This window comes from Abyssibacter profundi (assembly GCF_003151135.1).
Classification (GTDB): Bacteria; Pseudomonadota; Gammaproteobacteria; order Nevskiales; family OUC007; genus Abyssibacter; species Abyssibacter profundi.
This window is the reverse complement of the sequence record NZ_QEQK01000005.1, coordinates 283,973-304,554: the sequence shown is the minus strand read 5'-3', so window position 1 is coordinate 304,554 and position 20,582 is coordinate 283,973. Positions and strand designations below refer to the sequence as shown.

At 64.5% G+C, this 20,582-nt stretch carries 20 protein-coding genes; 5 read left to right on the top strand and 15 right to left on the bottom strand.

What is annotated here, in order from left to right:
• The first annotated feature begins 11 nt into the window (after positions 1–11).
• Entirely contained in the window at positions 12–692 is a 681-nt protein-coding gene (locus DEH80_RS07205; RefSeq protein ID WP_243412770.1) for an SEL1-like repeat protein, read from the top strand.
• A gap of 80 nt (positions 693–772) precedes the next feature.
• On the opposite strand, the gene DEH80_RS07200 is transcribed toward DEH80_RS07205, so the two are convergent.
• Genes DEH80_RS07200 through DEH80_RS07190 form a run of 3 tightly spaced genes read right to left on the bottom strand, consistent with a single transcriptional unit; the run spans position 773 to position 2,785 of the window.
• Entirely contained in the window at positions 773–1,225 is a 453-nt protein-coding gene (locus DEH80_RS07200; RefSeq protein ID WP_109719791.1) for a regulatory protein RecX, read from the bottom strand.
• A 2-nt stretch (positions 1,226–1,227) separates the two neighbouring features.
• Positions 1,228–2,259: a recombinase RecA gene (recA, locus tag DEH80_RS07195; RefSeq protein WP_109719790.1), complete on the bottom strand. Its 1,032-nt coding sequence runs from the start codon at positions 2,257–2,259 to the stop codon at positions 1,228–1,230.
• A 13-nt stretch (positions 2,260–2,272) separates the two neighbouring features.
• Positions 2,273–2,785, bottom strand: a complete 513-nt coding sequence (locus tag DEH80_RS07190; RefSeq protein ID WP_109719904.1) for a CinA family protein — start codon at positions 2,783–2,785, stop codon at positions 2,273–2,275.
• A 186-nt stretch (positions 2,786–2,971) separates the two neighbouring features.
• On the opposite strand from DEH80_RS07190, the gene mutS reads away from it, so the two are divergent.
• Positions 2,972–5,530: a DNA mismatch repair protein MutS gene (gene mutS, locus DEH80_RS07185; RefSeq protein ID WP_109719903.1), complete on the top strand. Its 2,559-nt coding sequence runs from the start codon at positions 2,972–2,974 to the stop codon at positions 5,528–5,530.
• A 12-nt stretch (positions 5,531–5,542) separates the two neighbouring features.
• On the opposite strand, the gene DEH80_RS07180 is transcribed toward mutS, so the two are convergent.
• From DEH80_RS07180 to DEH80_RS07170, 3 genes are read right to left on the bottom strand one after another with little or no spacing between them, the layout of a single operon-like run.
• Positions 5,543–5,764, bottom strand: a complete 222-nt coding sequence (locus tag DEH80_RS07180; RefSeq protein ID WP_109719902.1) for a DUF2970 domain-containing protein — start codon at positions 5,762–5,764, stop codon at positions 5,543–5,545.
• Between the two features lie 8 nt (positions 5,765–5,772).
• On the bottom strand, positions 5,773–6,270 hold the full coding sequence (locus DEH80_RS07175) for a DUF2505 domain-containing protein (RefSeq protein WP_109719789.1): 498 nt from the start codon (positions 6,268–6,270) through the stop codon (positions 5,773–5,775).
• Positions 6,271–6,311: 41 nt separating this feature from the next.
• Positions 6,312–7,673: an ABC1 kinase family protein gene (locus DEH80_RS07170; protein WP_243412768.1), complete on the bottom strand. Its 1,362-nt coding sequence runs from the start codon at positions 7,671–7,673 to the stop codon at positions 6,312–6,314.
• Positions 7,674–7,891: 218 nt separating this feature from the next.
• Here DEH80_RS07170 and DEH80_RS07165 point away from each other — a divergent pair, with 218 nt between their 5' ends.
• Entirely contained in the window at positions 7,892–8,335 is a 444-nt protein-coding gene (locus DEH80_RS07165) for a DUF6918 family protein (RefSeq protein ID WP_133249147.1), read from the top strand.
• 22 nt (positions 8,336–8,357) lie between these two features.
• On the opposite strand, the gene DEH80_RS07160 is transcribed toward DEH80_RS07165, so the two are convergent.
• The 8 genes from DEH80_RS07160 to DEH80_RS07130 all read right to left on the bottom strand — a co-directional run bounded on the left by DEH80_RS07160 (position 8,358) and on the right by DEH80_RS07130 (position 16,177).
• The gene (locus DEH80_RS07160; protein WP_109719786.1) at positions 8,358–9,386 is read right to left on the bottom strand and encodes a GGDEF domain-containing protein; all 1,029 of its coding nucleotides are present in this window, start codon (positions 9,384–9,386) and stop codon (positions 8,358–8,360) included.
• 129 nt (positions 9,387–9,515) lie between these two features.
• Entirely contained in the window at positions 9,516–12,074 is a 2,559-nt protein-coding gene (locus tag DEH80_RS07155; protein ID WP_109719785.1) for a DUF1329 domain-containing protein, read from the bottom strand.
• 4 nt (positions 12,075–12,078) lie between these two features.
• The gene (locus tag DEH80_RS07150) at positions 12,079–12,765 is read right to left on the bottom strand and encodes an energy transducer TonB (protein ID WP_109719784.1); all 687 of its coding nucleotides are present in this window, start codon (positions 12,763–12,765) and stop codon (positions 12,079–12,081) included.
• Entirely contained in the window at positions 12,765–13,301 is a 537-nt protein-coding gene (locus DEH80_RS07145; protein ID WP_243412767.1) for a MotA/TolQ/ExbB proton channel family protein, read from the bottom strand. The genes DEH80_RS07150 and DEH80_RS07145 overlap by 1 nt, the downstream gene beginning before the upstream one ends.
• Entirely contained in the window at positions 13,294–14,637 is a 1,344-nt protein-coding gene (locus DEH80_RS07140; RefSeq protein ID WP_109719783.1) for a MotA/TolQ/ExbB proton channel family protein, read from the bottom strand. The genes DEH80_RS07145 and DEH80_RS07140 overlap by 8 nt, the downstream gene beginning before the upstream one ends.
• Complete coding sequence (locus DEH80_RS07135; RefSeq protein ID WP_109719782.1) at positions 14,634–15,398, bottom strand: DUF3450 domain-containing protein; 765 nt, start codon at positions 15,396–15,398, stop codon at positions 14,634–14,636. The genes DEH80_RS07140 and DEH80_RS07135 overlap by 4 nt, the downstream gene beginning before the upstream one ends.
• Entirely contained in the window at positions 15,398–15,541 is a 144-nt protein-coding gene (locus DEH80_RS17310) for a hypothetical protein (RefSeq protein WP_165831345.1), read from the bottom strand. The genes DEH80_RS07135 and DEH80_RS17310 overlap by 1 nt, the downstream gene beginning before the upstream one ends.
• 18 nt (positions 15,542–15,559) lie before the next feature.
• Positions 15,560–16,177, bottom strand: coding sequence for an alpha/beta fold hydrolase (locus DEH80_RS07130; RefSeq protein WP_109719781.1), 618 nt, complete (start codon positions 16,175–16,177; stop codon positions 15,560–15,562).
• A 248-nt stretch (positions 16,178–16,425) separates the two neighbouring features.
• Between DEH80_RS07130 and DEH80_RS07125 the strand changes: the two genes are divergently transcribed.
• Complete coding sequence (locus DEH80_RS07125) at positions 16,426–17,424, top strand: ketopantoate reductase family protein (RefSeq protein WP_109719780.1); 999 nt, start codon at positions 16,426–16,428, stop codon at positions 17,422–17,424.
• On the opposite strand, the gene DEH80_RS07120 is transcribed toward DEH80_RS07125, so the two are convergent.
• Positions 17,400–18,650 (bottom strand): GGDEF domain-containing protein, encoded by a 1,251-nt coding sequence (locus DEH80_RS07120; RefSeq protein WP_165831343.1) that lies wholly within the window; start codon positions 18,648–18,650, stop codon positions 17,400–17,402. The two genes, DEH80_RS07125 and DEH80_RS07120, sit on opposite strands and share 25 nt — an antisense overlap.
• A 164-nt stretch (positions 18,651–18,814) precedes the next feature.
• Between DEH80_RS07120 and ggt the strand changes: the two genes are divergently transcribed.
• On the top strand, positions 18,815–20,578 hold the full coding sequence (gene ggt / locus DEH80_RS07115) for a gamma-glutamyltransferase (RefSeq protein ID WP_207774515.1): 1,764 nt from the start codon (positions 18,815–18,817) through the stop codon (positions 20,576–20,578).
• The last annotated feature ends 4 nt before the right edge of the window (positions 20,579–20,582 follow it).

Sequence of the window (20,582 nt, the reverse complement as noted above, 5' to 3'; positions counted from 1 at the left end):
GTCACGAGCACATGTTGGCGGATGTCATTCAGCACCTCGAGGAACAGGCCCATGAGGGTGATGTCACCGCGATGTACAGACTGGCATGGGCCATTGAATCGCTACCGACCGATCATGCATCGCTCAGCGATAGCACCTCACTGCAGTGGCTTTACTCGTCTGCAGTCCACGGCCTGCGCGACGCCATGTACGACGTCAGTCAGCGCCTACGGAGCGGCCGGGGTTGCAAGGCAGACCCGACCAAGGCGGACCGGTGGCGCAGCATCGCAGCCGCACACGGACAGCCTGACGCCCTGCGCGATCTCGCCACGCAGGCCGCTCGATCGGATTCACCCGCTGAGGCGATCTTCTACATACGCGGCGCAAGCGCGCTGGGCGGTCGCCCAACGGATACAGCACGACTCGCATGGCTGCTGGCGACGATTGACGACGACACCGCACGCGAGGGCCGTCGCGCGCTCGACCTGATCAACTCCATCGAGCAGAGCTATCTTGACGAAGCGGCCTGGCACGAGATTCACGCCGCTGCGCTAGCAGAAACGGGCCAGTGGCGGACTGCCATCGCAGCCCAACAATCCGCGATCAAGCAGCTGAATAAACTAGGGATTCCAACCGATGACGCCACCCACCGGCTGCAAGCCTATGAGAATCAGCGCGCGCTACGCCTGCCGTTAGACAGCCTGCCCTACTAGCGCACGGTCAACCACGCCAAAGACATCCTCGCGCGTCGTCGTCCCGCTCTAAACACGTCCAACCACCGCCCCCGGCAGGCCTACCCCAGCAACAGGTCGCCAATCACGCTGGAGGGATACCCCCGGCTGGCCAGGAACCGGGCACGTCGAGCGGTCTCGCGTTGGTCACTGGCCGGCGATGGTCCGAACTTGGAAAGCAGCGCTTCGCGGGCCAAGTCTCGCCAGTCGGGTGCCGCTTCCTCAATGGCCGCATCAACCAGGTGACTATCGATACCGGCTTCGCGCAGCAAGGCTCGTATTTTCATCGGCCCGTGGCCTCTGGCTAGCGAGGCCCGCACCCGCGCTTCGGTAAAGCGGGCATCGGACTGGTAGCCCGCCTCCACGAGTTGCTGGATCACCTCATCGATGAGGTCGTGATCCTGGTAGCGCTTTCGCAATTTCTGCCGCAGCTCGCGAGCGGAATGCTCGCGAGCCGCCAGCAGCGCAACCGCCTTGTCGCGTACGACATCAGCGGTTGCGGGTTCAGCCGTCATGCTCAACCTTCGGCGGCTTCCGCCTCTGCCAGCTCGGGGTTCTGCTTGGGCAGCAGAATTGCGCGAACCTTGGCCTCGATTTCCTCGGCCATCTCCGGGTGCTCCTTGAGGTACACGCGGGTGTTTTCCTTGCCCTGGCCGATCCGGTCGCTGCCGTAGCTGTACCAGGAACCGGACTTGTCGATGATGTTGTTGGCGACACCCAGATCAATGAGTTCGCCCAGGCGGGACACACCCTCGTTGTAGAGAATTTCGAACTCCGCCTGACGGAATGGTGGGGCCATCTTGTTCTTGACGACCTTCACGCGCGTCTGGTTGCCAATGACCTCGTCGCCCTTCTTCACCGAACCGATGCGGCGAATATCCATGCGCACGGAGGAGTAGAACTTCAGCGCATTACCACCGGTGGTGGTTTCCGGGCTGCCGAACATGACACCGATCTTCATACGGATCTGGTTGATGAAAATGACGATGGTGTTCGAGCGCTTGATGTTGCCCGTGAGCTTGCGCAGCGCCTGGCTCATGAGCCGTGCCTGCAAGCCGACATGGGAATCACCCATCTCGCCTTCGATTTCCGCCTTGGGGACCAGGGCGGCCACCGAGTCGACGACCACGATGTCGACGGCGTTGGAACGCACGAGCATGTCGGCAATCTCCAGCGCCTGCTCACCCGTGTCGGGCTGGCTGACCAGCAGGTCATCAACATTCACGCCCAGCTTGGCGGCGTACTGCGGGTCCAGCGCGTGCTCGGCATCGATGAACGCGGCCGTGCCACCGGCCTTCTGTGTCTCGGCCACGCAGTGCAGCGTTAGCGTGGTCTTACCGGAAGACTCCGGTCCGTAGATTTCGACGACGCGACCACGTGGCAGGCCACCTATGCCCAGGGCCACGTCCAGCGTCAGTGAGCCGGTGGAGACCGAGGCGATATCCCGCGATGCACCGGCATCGCCCATCCGCATCACGGACCCCTTACCGAACTGGCGCTCGATCTGGGTTAGCGCGGCGGCCAAAGCCTTCTTACGATTCTCATCCATACTGTTTATTCCGTCAGTAGTCGGCGCATTGTGCCATAGATTCTGCGCGTGCGATGCAACCCGCCAGCGCGTGACGCACGCTTTGTTCCCGAACCGCTTCGCGGCCTCCCTCGAACACACGGGATTCCGTGCTGGAACCGGACACATCGTCCCAGCCAAACCACACAAGCCCGACAGGCTTGTCCGCGCTGCCCCCACCCGGCCCGGCAATGCCGGAGATGCTAACCGCCAGGCTGGCGCCCAAGCGGCGCCGGGCCTCGGCCGCCAGCACCTGCACCACCGGTTCGCTCACCGCACCATGCTCGGCCAGCATCGCCGCAGGCACGCCGAGCAAATCCTGCTTGGCCTGGTTCGAGTAGCAGACGATGCCGCCCATAAACCAGGCCGAGCTGCCTGGACGGTCTGTGAGCGCCTTGGCCACCCAACCGCCCGTGCAGGATTCGGCCGTCGCCAGCGTCGCTCGTCGGGCTTGCAGCAGGGCGGCCAGCGTCGCGACCTGAGCGCCCATCGCGGAAGTGATTGGCATGCGGAACATCCGGAGTCGGGACAAAGGACATCAGCTTGCAATCGACTGATCGTGCCTTGCAACGCGGGGTCGGCCAGCACCCGCGGCCGCCGAGGCAATGCGGATCGATCAGCGTTGCCCTAGCATATCGCGTTTGATCGCCAGCCCAGACCCAACGTGACGAAGTCCAGCACCGCCCATACGCCGATGATGCAGCAGTATCTCGGGCTCAAGGCGCAACATCCCGACCTGCTGCTGTTCTATCGGATGGGCGATTTTTACGAGTTGTTCTACGACGACGCGCGACGCGCCGCCGAGCTGCTCGACATCACGCTGACCAATCGCGGCCAGTCGGCCGGACAACCGATTCCGATGGCGGGCGTCCCCCATCACTCGGTCGAGCAGTACCTGGCGCGGCTGGTCCGACTGGGCGAGTCGGTCGCCCTCTGCGAGCAGATCGGAGATCCGGCCACTAGCAAGGGCCCGGTCGAGCGCAAGGTGGTGCGGATCGTGACCCCCGGCACGCTCACCGACGAGGCGTTGCTGGATGCACGACGGGAAAGCCTGCTCGCCGCTGCCTGTGAACTGGACGGGCGATGGGGCCTGGCCCGGTTGGAGCTATCCACCGGACGCTTCGTGCTCAGCGAGCCACCGACCACTGAAGCCTTGCAGGCCGAGCTGGCCCGGCTCAACCCGGCCGAACTGCTGTTACCGGAAGATGTTCAGGTCGACACGACGGCCACCTGCCGAGGCCGCCCACCGTGGCATTTCGACCCGGATGCCGCACGCGATCGGGTTTGCAGCGCTTTCGGCGTCAAGAACCTGGACGGGTTCGGCTGCGAGGATTGCACCGCTGCTGTGGCAGCGGCCGGCGCGCTGCTGGACTTTGTCGCCGAGACCCAACGCGATGCACAGCCCCTGTTGTCGGGCCTGAGCCTGGAACAGCCCTCCGATGCGCTGCTCCTGGATAGCGTGACGCGACGCAATCTGGAGATCGAGCAGTCGCTGGCCGGTGACGCCAAGTTCAGCCTGGTGGGCTTGCTGGATCAGTGCAAGACCGCAATGGGCAGCCGCGAGCTCAGGCGCTGGTTGGGTCGGCCACTGCGTGACCGTGCCGTGCTGCGTGACCGCCATGCCGCCATCGGCGACTTCATGCGGGCAGATGCCCCCGGGGTGGCCGCCGACACCGCGCGGCATCTCCTGCGTCAGGTGGCCGACGTGGAACGGATCCTCGGCCGGGTGGCGCTTCGCTCCGCCCGCCCACGAGACCTGACCGGCCTGTCGACCACATTGGCCTGCCTGCCCGAACTCATCGATGCATTGTCGGTGTGCCAAGCCCCGCTGACCCAGGCCTGTATCCAGGCACTGGGCCGGCATGACGTGCTGGCAGACCTGCTGCAGCGCGCCATCATTGATGAACCCCCGCTGCTGATTCGAGACGGCGGCGTTCTTCGCGAAGGCTTCGATGCCGAGCTCGATGAGCTACGCGGCCTGTCTCGCAACGCGGACGGCTATTTGCGCGACCTGGAGGCACGGGAGCGGCAGCGACTCGGTGCCGACCGCCTGAAGGTGGGATACAACCGCGTGCACGGCTACTACATCGAGTTGCCGCGCTCGCAGTCGGGCGCAGCACCAGACGACTACACACGGCGGCAAACACTCAAGAACGCCGAGCGCTTCATCACACCCGAGCTCAAGCAGTTCGAGGACAAGGTGCTCTCGGCGCGTGAACGCGCGCTGGCACGCGAAAAGCAGCTGTACGCCGAATTGCTGGAGCGCATCGCCGCCGACATGCAGCCACTGTCCCGGGCGGCACAGGCCCTGGCCACGTTGGATGTCCTGCTCTGCCTGGCCGAACGGGCCAACGCGCTGCACTTCACCGCACCGCAGCTGGACGACGAGCCGGGAGTCGATATCCGCGCGGGGCGTCACCCGGTGGTCGAGCAGACCACCACGGAGCCCTTTGTCGCCAATGACCTCAACCTGGACGACACGCAGCGACTCGCGGTGATCACCGGCCCGAATATGGGCGGCAAGTCCACTTTTATGCGCCAGGCTGCATTAATCGTGCTGCTGGCCCATACCGGCAGCTATGTCCCTGCGGAGTCCGCACGGATCGGCCCGATTGATCGCATCTTCACCCGTATAGGCGCGGCGGATGATCTGGCCGGTGGTCGCTCGACCTTCATGGTCGAGATGCAGGAAACCGCCAACATTCTCAACAACGCCACGCCTAACAGCCTGGTGCTCATGGACGAAATCGGCCGCGGCACCAGCACCTACGATGGCCTGTCACTGGCGCGCGCCGCTGCCGAAGCATTGGCCACCGACATCGGCAGTTTCACGCTGTTTGCCACCCACTACTTCGAGTTAACGGAACTGGCCGAGCAGTGGCCCACCACCGTCAATCTGCATCTAGACGCCACCGAGCACCGTGGGCGTTTGGTGTTTCTGCATCGGGTCAAGCCCGGCCCGGCCAACCAAAGCTACGGACTGCAGGTGGCGTCGCTGGCCGGCGTGCCTCGGCCCGTCGTGCGCGCGGCCCAGCGTTACCTCAAGCAGCTGGAAGCCGAGCACCATCGCGCCGGTGGGCCGCAGATCGGCTTATTCGAACCGTCACAGCAACCGGCCACCCCAGCGCCCGAGCAGCACCCGGATCAGCCGCTGCTTGATGCCCTGGCGGCCCTCGATCCGGATGCCTTGTCTCCGCGCCAGGCGCTGGACGCGCTTTATCAGCTCAAGCAGCTCAGTCAGGCAGACGGCTAGGGAAACACGGGTCTAAACACCGGCGACGGTCAGCACCAGCCGCACCAGGCCGGCCAGCACGGCAACAAAGACGATGGTCACGACCAGCCCCATCACCACGTAGTGCCAGGGCTGGCCGCGCGTGAAGTCACGTTTGCGTGCGCGCGAGCTTTGTACGCCGAAGAACGCCGCCAGCACGCTGCCGACGGTTTGCCAGAAGCTTGGCGGCGCATCGTCGCCCTGCGCGCTTGGCATGGATTCCGTCATGCGCCGGCGTTGTCTGCCAATAGTTCATTGGTGACACGTGCATCGTCAGCACCCTTGGCCTGGATGTCATCGGCAATGAGCTTTTCGATCTTCTTGCCGATCAGCGGCACCGAGCAGCTGATATCCCAACTGATTTCATTGACGCAGCCGCCGGCCTGGTCGACAAGCTTCATCTGCCCGACCGCCTTGACCGGAGCGCCCTGAATATCGACCGACAGCGTGCCGGTCTTGGCGGCCAGATCCCAGCTGTCCTGCTCGATGAGCGTGGTGGTGTCACCGACCACCTTCTTGGCGAAACCCGGCACCGGCACACTCAGCGGGAACGTCAGCTTCATCTTGATCGAGAACTGGTCACCGGTGCTGGACTGATCCAGCACGTCGAAGGCCAGCGCATTGAGCTTCTGGAACTTGCGCTCGAAGTAGCTGGGGTCACCGAATAGCTGGATGACTTCGTCCGATGGCTTGTTGTACTGCAGCGATTGCTGAAATTTCATGCTCTCTCCCGTTCTCTGCTTGTTGTTGTGATGGTGCGCTTTCAGGTGGCCTCGTCGGCCGCCGCCCCCAGCGCGTCGAGCACCAGCTCGCGGGCATCCCACTCCACGTCCAGCACGGTCTGGGCGATGAATGCACCCGCCATGCGGCGATGTAGAAACACGATCTCACGCGGTGGGATTCGAAAATATCGCGAAAGCGCCGCGCGCGACATCAGCTGCGTGACGCGGCGCGGCAGGTCCGTCTGGCCGTAGCGGTACCCGAGATCCCCGACCAGGGCAGCCGGTGGTGGATGGTCGGTCCCGATCATGAACGGCTCAACAATGGTGTAGCACAGCTCGGCAAACGCCTTGAGCGTGTCGGCCGGAAACCCGCTGCTCATCAATCCAATCGACTCGGCACCGGCGACAAGCCGCTGTTGATCACGTTCGACCGCGCCGGCCACGACCTCGCGATAGCCGGCCACGAATGCCGAGGAGAAGTGTCGGGTTGCACCGAAATCCAGCAGTACCAGCTGTGGCGCTTGCCCCTCTGACAGACGTACACGGTAGTTCCCGAAATGCGCGTCGGTCTGGACCATCTTCCAATCGAAGAACTCGCGCAGGAACAGCCAGATGAAGGAGCGACCCAGTTCAGCGCGCTGCGTCTGCGGCAGGTTGCGCACCTGCTCGGATCGCAACGCCACGCCCTGCTCGTAGGTCATGGTGAGCACCGACCGGCCGGAGTACTCGGGCAGGATTCGGGGCACGACAAAACGCGGGTCATCGGCCAGCTTGGCCGCGAAGGCCTGGGTCGCCCGCGCCTCATGCTCGTAGTCCACTTCCCGCCGGAGCATGTCCCGCACCTCGGCAATCACCGGGTCCAGCGACAACTCACGCGGCACCATTTTGGACAGCCACAGCAGCCGGACGATGGTCTTGACGTCGCTGTCGATGGCATCGGCCACGCCGGGGTATTGAATTTTGATCACCAGCTCCAGCCCGTCGGACTTGCGACGTGCCCGGTGAGCCTGACCCAGCGAAGCCGCGGCAATCGGTCGCTCGTCGATCTCCAACTCGGCCCGACGCGCAGCGGACAGCTGGTCCTCGATCACCGGCTGGAGAAACGACCAGTCCACCGGCGTGGTGTCATCCTGCAGGCCGGACAGCACATCCACGGCCTCGGGCGGGAGGAAGTACTGGCCGTAGAGCGACAGCATTTGGCCGGCCTTCATGACCGAGCCCTTCAGCTCGCCCAGCTGCTCGGCCAGAAACTGGGCCTGCTGTTGATAGAACTGCCGGTTGCGCTCGTCTCGATCCGAGCCCGAACGGAAGAAATTACCCACCGAATGGGCTGCAAAATGGGCACCTGCTGACAGTCCCATCCGCGTCATCGCCCAGTTGCGATCGCGGGGGCGGGTCTTCAACCGCCGTATGCTAGGCTTGCCGCCGTTTTCACTCATCCGAATCCTTGGTGGCGCAGCTGTTATCGATGCTCGACGCTCGACCGTTGACGCCGGCACTTTGCCGACCCGGGACGAGCGGGCTGTCACGTTAACAAACCGCATTGGCGATTCACGAACTCCGTGACCCATTTCGCCGTCGCGCCGCCTCGCATCACGTTCTGACGGAGATCAACGGCGACATGCAGCTTGCAGATATTCTACTGGCAGAGGATTACCGCGACACGGTTGTCGCGCAGGTGAGCGATGTGGTCGAAGACCAGATCGCCAAGCGCAAGGGTCTGTCAGGCGCGGGCATCCGCACCGCATTGAAAATGGCCAAGGCCAACCGGCCCGACATTCTGCCGGTGGTGATCAACCGCCTGCTGCCGGATTTCTGCGAAGCGCTCGAACCGCACTTCCAAGCCTTTCTCGCCAGTGACGAAACCGATTTCCCGCGGTTTGTCAGCCAACGAGAGGAGGATATCCAGGAGGCCATGCTGTCGGTCACCGACGCCCGCGCCGAGCACAGCCAGAACAAGACCTTCAAGAAAATGTACCGCCAGTTGCGCGGCACGGCCGGTCAAGAGGTGCGGGCCATCCTGCCCAGGCTGGCGGCGCTGGTCCAGGCCCGACTCCCGGCGTAAACGGCAGGCCGGCGCCCGGCTGCTAAATCGGGTCGTAGTCCGTCGGAACGGCTTCCTCAACGGTATTGCCGCCGGCGCCGCGCGCCCGGCTAAGGGCCGAATCAGCAGCGCGGATTAAATCCTCTGGATCGAGTCGCGCGTTCGGCCCAGCGTGGGCGGTGCCAATGCTCAGGCTCAGCTGGATCGGTCCCTCGTTGGTATCGAAGGGCTCGACGCTGACACTGAGCAGCATGCGATCGGCCACATCATTGACGGCACCGGCCGGACAGGACGGCAGCATCACCAGAAACTCATTGCCGCCGAACTTACCCAGGGCATCGTACGGGCGGACCGCCGTCGTCATGCGATCTGCCGTGGCCTTCAACATGGCATCTGCCTGCGCGGTCTCCGGCTCTGCGCCCGCATCGATCTGGTCCAGGCTTGCGATGAGCAGCCCGGTACCGATCACCTGACGCTCGGCCCGCTGCAGTTCTCGTGACATCAATTCAACCATGGCGTGGCGATTCCACAGCCGCGTGAGCTGATCTTTCAGCGCCTGATGCCGCGCCATGTACAGCTCTTCCAGCAATCGCTCCTGGCCGCGGTAGAGATGCTGGACCCTCAGTTCGGTTTCCACCCAGGACGCGTAATCACGCATGCGATCATGGTCATGCTTGCCGCGTGGCTTGGCCGCATCGTCAAATAGTACGAGTGCGCCAACCAGCTCACGATCCGAACTGGCCAGGCGAATGGCCGTGAGGTAGGGCACGACGTCACCATCGCGCTGGACCCACTGGTCTTGCTGCTGCAGCGGCTCCAACCAGACAGGTGCATCACCGTTGCTGGTGACACGTTCGATGGGCCCGGAGCCACAATGCATCCACTGGCCGTCGTCCCCCTTCCAGCTGACAACAACACCGCCCGCGTTCAGCGCGCGACGCGCCAGACGCGTGATCCGCTCCAGGCGGACATCCAACGGCTCGGCGGTTAGGGAGCCCAGCCCCTCAACTGCCGCAAACTTGTGCAATGACTCGGAATCCAGCGTTCGTGTAAACACAGTAGCCCCGTTCATGGCTGCCTCCTACAGGCCAGCCTCAAATCTTGCTGCGCGGCATGATCGACCGCAATCAGCACGTTTGACCCGCATTGTACGCAAACCCCAAGCCCGTTCGGCCCTCGGCCCTCTGGCACGGCGACCGCATTATCGGAAGACTCGCGGCGCACGATTTGGACTGAAGTCCGGCGGGGCGTAATCACCTTGGTTGAAGACCACACCTCGGGCCTCGTTCAGCAATCGGTTGGCGTACCAGGCGTTCCGTTTGAAGTCGTAGTGGACGATGGGGGCCGACACGGCCACCTGCGACTCCCAGTCGAAATAGAGATGGCCTTCCTGCAGCTGCCAGAGGTTGCCCGCCTGGTCGTAGACATCCACCATCAAAATCGTCCAGGAGTCCTCGTCCACATAGAACACCCGCTTGCCGATCTTGTGCCGCGCCGGCGCCCGTTCGGTGGCCTCGACCACCCAGACGCGATGCCATTCGTAGCGCGCCTGGCTTTGATCGAGGTGACCCGGCCCCAGCAGCTGGTCATATCGCTGTGCCGGACTATTGATGTCGTAGCTGTTGTACGGCACGAGCATTTCACGTCGCCCGCGCAGCTTCCAGACATAGCGCTGGAATCCGCCGTTGTACATATCGATCTGGTCGACAAAGCTCAGCCCCTCGGACCCCGGCCGAGGAAAGTCGAATCCAACCGGCGGGATACGCCGCACACGGCCGGTTTGTCCGGCGGAAATCCAGATACGACGCTTTTCCTTCGTCTGGTTGGCGGTCTCGTGAACAATCGCCATCGCGCGACCGACAATCGGCACGTTGTCCACCGAACCGACGTAGTACAGCAGCATATTGCTGTCATCGACCTCGCCGGCCCGCGCCGGATTGCCGTACACGAACAACACATGTTCGCGACGTGAGGTCTGGAGCCGGTCACCATCAGAGAACACGACCATCTCGTCGGTGTAGAAGTCCTGGGTACGACCGCGGTAGCGCACCCTGTGGTTCCACATGACCTCGGCACCGGTCTGAGGCTCGGCGAACGGCACACCCAGGTCGGCACCGGAAATCGAATCCGACTCCAACAACCGGGCCGTCTGACGGTTACTCACCGAGGCCTGGCGGATCGGCTCCGGATACACCACGGGCCGGCGGCTTGGGTACACCCGCATTTCATAGTCGTTGAAGCGGCGCAGCATTTCCTTGTGCCCTTCGGACAAGGCCTCGCCGTACTGCGTGTAGTTGGTCGACCGGATCGTGCTGATCACGGCATCGTCGGCATACGGATTGACCGGCTGGCCGTCGACACGGCGCAGGCCCGGCTGATCGGCCGTCAATCCGCCGGTCCAGGGCGGTATGCGGCCGTCTGCGGTCCCTGCCCGCAAGGCGCCAACTTCGGTCAGCGGGGGCAGGTCCGGGTCGACACCCTCCATACCCGGGCGGGTCGCTTCGCGGGTTTCCATGCCGCTGAAGCGGCTGGCCACCTCACCCTCACCACGCCGCGCGACCAGCTCACGCGTGGCTTCCAGCGCCTGTTCGCGAGCGCGGCCAGACTCCAGAAAACCCACCCATTGCTCGGCCGCACGCCGCACCCGCCCGGAGCGGGCAGCCTGACGGAAGGCCCGGAGCGCACCATCGATATCTGCCTGCTGATAGCGGGCCAGGCCCAGCGCCACCAAGGTCTGATCCGTGGGAATGTCTTCGGCCTCGGCCAGTGCCCGCGTCAGCGACTGCTCGGCCTGGGCCCACTGCGCCTGCTCCATCTGCAGCCGGCCCAGCTGCAGCCAGCTGCGGCTGCTGGGCGCAACCTGATTCAGGCGATTGAGTGCACGGATGGCCTGCGGCGTCTCCCGGGCCGCACTCCAGGCATCTGCAAGCATGCCCAGGGTCGCGGCGTCAGCGGGCAGCTCATCGCGCTCAATCCAGCGATTGAGCAGCGCCCCGGCCTCGTACGGCGCGCCGGCCTGGACGAACAGGCCTGCCAGCTGGCGTCGCTCCTCGGGAGTTTCCAGCATGCCCTGGCGATGCGCCAGCTCCATGACCGCCGCCGCCCGATCGAAATCCTTGCGCTGGGCATGCAAGGCCGCCAGCTGCAGCCACCCCTGTCGATCGGATGGGTCCGCACGCACCAGCCGCTCGACAATCGGAGCCGCCTGGTTGTAGCGCTTCAGGGCCAGCAGCACGGCTGCGTACACCTGTAGCATTTCGCGCGAGGGGTCGGACTCGGCCTCGACCGCCCGTTGGATGAACGGAAGCGCCTGGCGATGCTGATTGAGCTGCGCATAAGCCGCCGCAACGGTTAGCAGCAACTGGGGATCGGCATCCGACCGATTGCGCAAATCAGGCGCCAGGGTGGTGATGACCCGCTGGTACTCGCCACTGTTCTGGTACAGCTGCCCCAAGGTCTGCCGCATCTGATCCTGAACCACAGCTGACAGGGCGTTCTGGTCCAACGCGCGTTGCAGATACGCCGCCGCCTGCTTGGCATCCCCCGACCGAGCCGCCCGCGCAGCCAGTTCACGGAGTGTCAGCGCCAGGGCGTAGGGGTCATTTTCCACCGAGTCGATCAAGGCTTGGTCATTCTTCGGCTGCTCGACCTTGGGCACCTCATCCAGCACCCGCACCTCACTTTCGTACTGCGCAGCCAGACCTGCTCCGGCATGGAGCAGCAGGCACGCGCAAGCTGTGGCGAAGAGGGTTTGGCGCATCCCGTCAACGCCAGTTGTACTGGTAATCTTCAAGGCGGAAATACACTTTCTGCTTAACCTCTCGCGGCCGCGAGGTGGACTCGTACAGCCAGTTCGACACGCTCTCAACGGTGGCCGCCTCGAACACGCCCTTGGGGTCGGCGTCGATGACGCGCACGTTCTCCACCGTGCCTCGGGTGGTCACGACAAACACCACTTCCACCCAGCCCTCGATCCCCTGCTTGTAGGCGTACTCGGGAATCTGCGGGCGAGCGGTCGACAACGGGACCAGACGCTCGCCCTTGAAACCACGCCCGCTGCCGAACCCACCGGCGCCCGAGCCGCTGCCGCGGCCGCCGAACCCGCCGAAGGCCTCACCAAAGCCCGACGAGCCACCGAAATTCACCGGCACGTCGAGATTCGGCAGATTCATCTCCAAACCCGGCTGGCTGTCCGCCGTGAGGTTCATGGTCGTCGGCAAGTCGATGGCCGACATGGACGGCGGTGACGACGGCGGCGCCGCTGCCTCCAGCAACTCGGTGGGCTCAGGCTCGGGCTGTTCCTGTTCCTCGGGCGGCTTGACCATCTCGACGCGACGATCCGGGACCGGCGGTTTCAGCGGCACCTCAGGTGGTGCGGTCAGCCATTGCATGAACCAGAACAGGCCGATGGCAATGAGCAAGGCCAGCGGTGGGAGGGCAAGAAAACGCATTAGTGAAACCGCAACGAGTCCGCAAACTCATGGGTGCGTTTGTCGGCCAGTCGCGTCAAGCGGTTGGCGAAGAACAGACCCGACAGCGCCACGACCATACCGGCCATGGTGGGCAGGGTCGCCCGCGACACACCTCCGGCCATCCCACGGGCATCGCCCGTCCCCCGCAACGACATGACTTCGAATACCTCGATCATGCCCGTAACGGTGCCCAGCAAACCCAGCAGCGGACAGAGCGCGATGAGCGATTTGATGACCGGCAGGCTGCGGTCCTGCAAATCCCTGGCCTGGGACACCATGGCTTCGCGAATGCGTCGAGCCTCCCAGCTATTGCGCTCGGCCCGGCCCTGCCACTCGGCGCGGTACGCCGATAAAACCCGCCCGTGCCGGAAACCGAGGTACCAGAACCGCTCCAGAATCAGCGTCCACAGCAGCACGGTCAGGGGCAGCAGCGCCCATAACACCGGGCCGCCGGCGTCGATAAAGCTGCGGATCGGTGTCCAGGTGTCCTGCCACCAGGCCAGCAGTTCAGTCACGCCGTGACGACTCCATCCGGCGCGCGATCAGCCCGGCCGCCTGTTCGTCCAGTACACGGGTCAACGAGCGGGAGCGCGCGGCGAGCAGCGAATGCAGGAACAGCAGCGGAATGGCGACAACCAGGCCCAGCACGGTGGTCACCAGTGCCTGCGAGATGCCATTCGCCATCAGTTTGGGGTCGCCGGTACCGAACAGGGTAATCGCCTGAAAGGTCGCGATCATGCCCGTGACCGTGCCCAGCAATCCCATGAGTGGCGCCACGCCGGCCAGCAACTTGACGATGCTCTGGGCCCGTTCCAGACGCGGCGTCTCGCGTATCACGCCCTCATCCAGCTTCAGCTCCAGGGATTCCAGGTCGCGCTCGCCCGCGGTGAGTGCGGCATCCAAAGAACCCAACAATCGGCCCAGTGGGTTGTCGTCGCGTGGCTGGTCAATGTCGCCCAGTTGCTGTCGCATACGGCGCCCCACCACCAGCAGATAGCCGGCCTGACCCAGTGCCAGCAGCAAACCGATCACACCCAGCGCGATGATGATGTAACCCACAACACTGCCCTGGTTGATCCGCTCGGACAGGCTGGGACGCTCGGTGAGCAAGGCCAGGAGATTGCCGCGGGTCGGGTCGATGAGCATGTCGACAGGACCGGACTCGGCCGCAGCGAACTGACGTGCAAGATCCTGCGCGCCACCACCGGGTTGTCGCGCCAGGGCCTGTAGGCGCTGCGCCTCGGGTAGATAGTCCAGATACTGGCCATCGGCCACGGCCGTGAACACGCCGACACGACTCACGGCCGCCGCAGTCGCCTGACCGTCGGAATCGACAATATCGGCCGGAAAGGTGGTGACGCGACCCGCCTCGATCATCTCCTGCTGCAGGATGAACCAGAACTGTTCCAGCTGCCCCAGGTTAATCCGACGCTCGCCATCGGCCAGACGGTTCAGCTCGTCGAGGCGGTCTGCGAACTGGGCGCTGGTCAGCGAATCACGAACAATCGCCCGGGTGTCGCCTGCAGCCGTCCGAATGGTGCCGAACAACTGCTCCAGCTCGCCGGTTTGCTCCTTGATCTCGGCCTTGAGTTCGGCGATTTCCTTGGCCGTTTTCTGAAACTCCGCCTTCTGGGCGTCGACCCGGCGCTTGACCGCAGCCAGGTCTCGCTGCGCCTGGCGTAACAGCTCATCCTGCTGATCCCGCTCCGCAAGAAAACGTGCCTCACGGGCCTCGTTGATCTCGGCCGACTGTTGCTGGCTCTTGCGGACATCTTCCAGCAAGTCATCCAGTGCGTCGGCGTGGACCGCAGCGGGCAGAGCCAGTGCGATTAACAGCATCCATGACCTCATCGCGGCGCCTCCTCTGAACTCGGGGCCGGCACCGGCAGCTCCAGCAACTCGGGTGCGGCGACCTCCCGCGCGATGCGAATGCCCTGGCGAATCATGGAGCGATGCGTGGCCGGCAACTCCGACCACTGGCCCAGGGCGTGATCCCAAATCGCAGCCGTGCCTCCATCCAGGCTGAGGAAATACATGGCGACGCGGCCGACGCGCAGCAGGTCGACCACAACACGACGCCCGGCGACCTCGAGCTCCGTGCGCTCGCTGGCCAGACCACGGCCGTAGTCCAGTTCGACCTGATAGGCCTCGATGACCCGTCGATACTTTTCCGACACCGACAATTCGGCGTCTCCCAGCATTTGTTTCAAGGACGTCAGCCGTTGCTGCCGCTCGTCCTGCAGAAACGGCAGGTCGGCGTCGACAAAGCGCTGCAGGGCGTTGACCATCCGCAGCATAAGCGGCATCAGGTCATCTTCACTGAGCGGGACTTCCGCCAATTCTTCGCGCAAGCGGGTCACATCCTCGGTCTGGATGCGCTGCAACTCGTCCAGCTGCTGGCTGTACACCTCCAGTTGCTGCCGCTCCCAGATCGCCTGCCGGTAGGCCTCCAGCTTGCGACGGGTTTCGTCATCCAGCCGGTCGATCCGGTTCTGCGAGCGGACCGCCTCACGCGTGGTCTGCTCGCTGGTGTCGATGGCCTGCTCGATTCGGTCCTGGGCGGTTAATGGCAGCCAGGCCAAGAGCAGAGAGAGGAAAACAATGTGCCGCATCAGGCGGTCTCCAGGTGCTTGTCGAGCCAGTCGATGCACCGTGCCATGGTCTGGGCGGTGCGGTCGTCATCAATCATCCAGTGTCCCCGGTTGGGGTCGATCTCCAGTGTGGCCTGCGGATACCGCTGGGCCACCTTGCGCACGGTCTCAGCCGGCGTCAGTCAGTCATCCTCGCATCCCAGCACGTAAACAGGACAGCTGACGGCGCTGGCCTCGACCCGTGCCGCCTGTCGTCGGTCCAGCGGCCAACAGGCGATTTCGAACAAGGCGCGTCCAGATTCCAACCCCAGGGTCGGGTAGAGCTGCTCGGCCCGGCCCGCGTCGAGACCATTGAATGCATACCGACGGGCCTGCTCAGCCGTGAGCTTGTGCGGCTGCCGCCAGAACCGCCAACTCAGTAGCCGGCGCCAGAACACCTGCAGCGTCCGGGGCGAAACGGCGAAGATGCCTGCGGGGGGCGCGGGGGTGAACAGCATCAGGGCCTGCACGGGCATGCGCGCAGCCAGCATCTGCGCGATCAGGCCACCCATGCTGTGGCCGATCAGTATCGGCGGCTCAGCGAACTTCAGTTGGTGAATCACGCCCTGACAGTAATCGGCATAGTCCAGCAAGCTGGCGCGGCCCAACGCCTCGCGCATGTCTTCGCGATCGGACTGATCATGGAAAGGCAGCGTGGGCTGGTGCACGCGATACCCGGCCTCACGCAGTGGTGTGGCCACGGCGTCGAGATGCTCCCCGCGACACCACATGCCGTGAATGAGGACCACATCGCGCTTCATGACCCGGCTCCGGGTTGTTGACTGTGCTGCATGGGCCTCCACCCGTGATATCGCACCGACGCGCCGCTTGTGTCCGGACCACCGGCGTCCAGCGACGGAGGTCGGGCGGCGCCATTGGGTGCGCCATGCGGCATCAAACCTCCATTATCCCGAATTCCATCGTCGTGCGGGGCCATCACCGTTCAGGCTTGCAGGCCGCGGGGATGTCGCCACACTAGAGCGCAGAATTTTTCTTTGGGTCCATCGGCATGCGTATCAGGGTCATCGGGGCAGGAGCCGTCGGAACAGTGCTGGCCACTCATCTGGTCCGCGCAGGCCATGCGGTCCGGCTATCGATCCGCGAGGCCGATCTGCCCAGCATGCAAAGCGTTCGACATTTGCGCGTGGACCGGGTCACGGGTGGACCGCCGCTCACCGTGGACAAGCCCCCGCTGTCCACCGGCATGGATCTACATGACGTGGACGCCGCGTTCATCTGCGTCAAACACCCGGACTTGCGCTCTGTCCTCGACGGACTGGGCCCGACCATCCCCTCGGGCTGCGCGTTGATTCCATGCCAGAACGGCGTCGGCGCGGCGCAGCGTATCCGCCAGCGTTTTCCTGCATCGGACCCCGTGGCCGCGACCGTGATGTTCAATGCACAAACGCTGCAACCACTCCATGCGCGGGTCACGACGGAGCCCACGCTGTTACTGCGTAGCGGCGACCCGGACCTGCTGTCGCTGTTCAACGGCAGCGGGCTACGCGTTCGGCGGGTACGCGGCGAAGGCGCGGCCTGGGGCAAGCTGCTGTTGAATTTGGCCAATGCCATCTGTGCACTCACCCACAGCAGCTTTCATGACGTGGTGAGCAACGATGACCTCAAGACCTGCTTCACCTCCGCACTGGATGAAGCGGTGCGCGTGCTGCAGGCGGCCAAGGCGCCCTACCGGCTACCCGCTTCGATGCCCTACCCTGCATTTCGCCTACTGCTGGACCGGGCGCCCAGCTTGGCCTTACGCGCCTCGGCATTTCACCGCACCGCGTCATCACATGCTTATCCGTCGATGGTGGCGGACATGGTGCAGGGTCGCCCCACGGAGATCGACCAGCTCAATGGCGAGATCGTCCGTTTGGGCGAACTCAGCGGCATCGACACCCCTGTCAACAGTCAGCTTGTGGCCATGATCCGCATGCGCGAGGGCCGGCAGCCTGCCGAGTTCCTGGCACCCGCCGAACTGCGTCAATCGCTGGCGGCCGCCGGCTGACACCCGCTGCCACCGGCGGAAAACGCCCGCGGAGGCGCGGCATATTCGACACGGTCGCGTCCCCCGGACTTGGCGCGATAAAGCGCGGAATCCGCGACTGCCAGCGCGTCCGACACGGTGAGGTCTCCCCGTGGAATCAGCTGCGTACAACCCACGCTGATGGTCACGGCCGCATGCTGAGGATGGTCGAGCGCCAATGCCTCCACGGCCTGGCGCACGCGCTCGGCCTGTGCGGCCACCGTGTCGGCTGGCAGGTCGTACCAAAGCACCGCGAACTCCTCTCCACCCAGCCGCCCCACGAGGTCCATGGGCCGGCGTGCGGCCTGCGAACGCAAGACTTCGGCAAGCCGACTCAGCATCCGGTCTCCGGCCGCATGTCCCCAGGCGTCGTTCAACTGCTTGAAATGGTCGATATCGATCATCGCCACCCCGACCGATTGCTGTTCCCGCCGGGCGGTCGCCCAGATGCGCCGGGCCTCGGCATCAAAGCCACGTCGGTTCAGCAGCTGGGTGAGGGGATCACGCACTGAGCGCAGCAGGTACAGCCCCTCGGACAGAAAGTGACGACGTAGCACCCATTCCTGGACGAAACCGCCCGCCAGGGCGACCGAGGCAAACATCGTGAGATTGAAGAGTTGCAGCATGGTCCCGACACCGAACCGCTGAAGCAGCAGGTCGCGCAGCGCCAATGCGAACAGCACCAGCAAGACGCAGCCTAACGCCACGGGAAAGCGTCGCGCGGCGAGAATCGGGATCACGACCACCGCCAGCTCGGTGAACGGAAACGGAAACACGGCGCCGTGCTGCTGATAAATCGCGGGCAACGCCAGCCCCACCAGCACCAGCGCCCCAACCGCAGCCATCGCCACCGCGTCCAGCCAGCGTAGGCCGCTGGGTCGGTTCAGCACCCAGATGGCATGCACGAGCACCGGCGCGAGCACGCCGCAGAGCAAGACCGCCTGCCACTGCAGCGCGCCGGCAGGCGGCGCGAGCACCCAGGTGCTGAGCAGTTGCGTCGCGGCGATCAGCACCAGGCCGGCGACGCAGGCCAGACGCAGGTGGTTGATCAGACGGGATCGCAGATAACGCCGGAACGGCCGCTCCAGCGCGGGAACAAACTGCAATTCGCCAAGGCCCCGTTCCAGCTGGGCCAGCAATAGCGACTCGGGCAGCTCGGCCCGGTTCTCTGCCTCTGGTGTCAATGCTGGGTTGTCTGTGGTGTTCACGGATACCTGATTGGCCGGCGGGCCCTGGTGCCGCTCGGCCCGGTTCCTGTGGCATCGTTGCATGGGGACTTAACGAGCGTCTAGCCTGCTGGAACACGCGCCCATCAGCGGCTAACGTGACGCGGGCAGCCCAAACAGGCCCGCCTCACACCGACAGGACTCCTATGGATGATGCGACGACCGCTTCCCAACTTCGACCGCAGGGACACCGACGCAAGCCGCTGGCGACGCGGGCCTGCGCCCTGCTCGCACTGGGCTTGAGCACGGCCATGACCAGTTGGACGGCCCTGGGGGGCGACCGCGTCACCGGCCTGCCTTTCGCCACACGCTCGGAGGTCATCGCCCGCCACGGCATGGTCGCCACCAGCCAGCCGCTGGTCACACAGGTTGCGCTGGATGTGCTGAAGGCTGGCGGTAACGCGGTGGATGCCGCCATTGCCGCCAACGCGGTACAGGGCTTGATGGAGCCCGTCGGCAATGGCATCGGCGGTGATTTATTCGCCATCGTCTGGGATGCTGACACCGAGGCCCTATACGGGCTCAACGCCAGCGGGCGGTCACCGCGGGACCTGAGCCTGCAGTGGTTCCTGGATCAGGGATACGACGCGATCCCCGCCTATGGCCCGTTGCCGGTCTCGGTCCCCGGTTGTGTGGATGGCTGGTTCGAGCTGCATGACCGCTTCGGGTCGCGCCCCATGTCCGAACTGCTGGACCCGGCCATTCGCTATGCCCGCGAGGGGTTCCCGGTCTCTGAGCTGATCGCCTACTACTGGGATCGCTCCGTGCCCCGCTTGTCACAGTACCCGGGCTTTTCGGAGCAGTTCACCATCGACGGGCGCGCGCCGCGCAAGGGCGAGATCTGGCGTAACCCCTGGCTGGCCAACACCCTGGCCAAGATCGCCGGCGGTGGACGCGATGCCTTCTACCGGGGGCCGATGGCGCAGACCATGGCGGATTATGTCCAGGCCCAGGGCGGCTTTCTCAGCGTGGAAGACCTTGCCGAGCACCGCTCCGAATGGGTGGCGCCGGTGTCCACGGACTATCGCGGCTATGAGGTCTGGGAACTGCCACCCAACACCCAGGGTGTCGCTGCGTTGCAAATCCTGAACATTTTGGAAGGCTTTGACCTCCGCAGCGCCGGCTTCGGCAGCGCAGACCATATTCACTGGTTCACCGAAGCCAAGAAGCTGGCCTTCGAAGACCGGGCGCGCTACTACACCGACCCGGCATTCGCCCAGGCCCCTCTGGATCGTCTGCTCAGCAAGGAGTACGCGGCCAAGCAGCGCAAACGCATTGATCCCGAACGCGCAGCCAAGGCTTATCCCGACCCGGCCACCCTGCAACAAGGCGACACCATCTACCTGACGGTGGCCGATGCGGCCGGCAATATGGTGTCGCTGATCCAGTCAAACTACCGCGGTATGGGCAGCGGCATGACGCCACCGGGGCTGGGCTTCATCCTGCAGAATCGGGGCGAGCTGTTCGCGCTGGACCCGACACACGCCAACCGATTCGAACCCGGCAAGCGCCCGTTCCATACCATCATTCCAGCGTTCATCACCCGCAACGGCGAGCCCTGGGTGAGTTTCGGGCTCATGGGTGGCGCCATGCAGCCGCAGGGCCATGCGCAAATCGTCACCAACCTGATCGACTTCGACATGAATCTGCAGGAAGCCGGCGACGCACCCCGGATCTACCACGACGGCAGTTCCAGCCCGACGGGTCCAACCATGACCGATGGCGGTCGGTTGTACCTGGAGTCGGGGTTCGACTACGCCGTCATCCGTGAGCTCATGGGCCGTGGACATCGCGTCGATTCCGCCAGGGGACCATATGGTGGTTACCAGGCCATCCTCAGAGACTTAGAGACCGGTGTGTATTTCGGCGCATCGGAGTCCCGCAAGGACGGCCAGGCGGCCGGATACTAGGGGC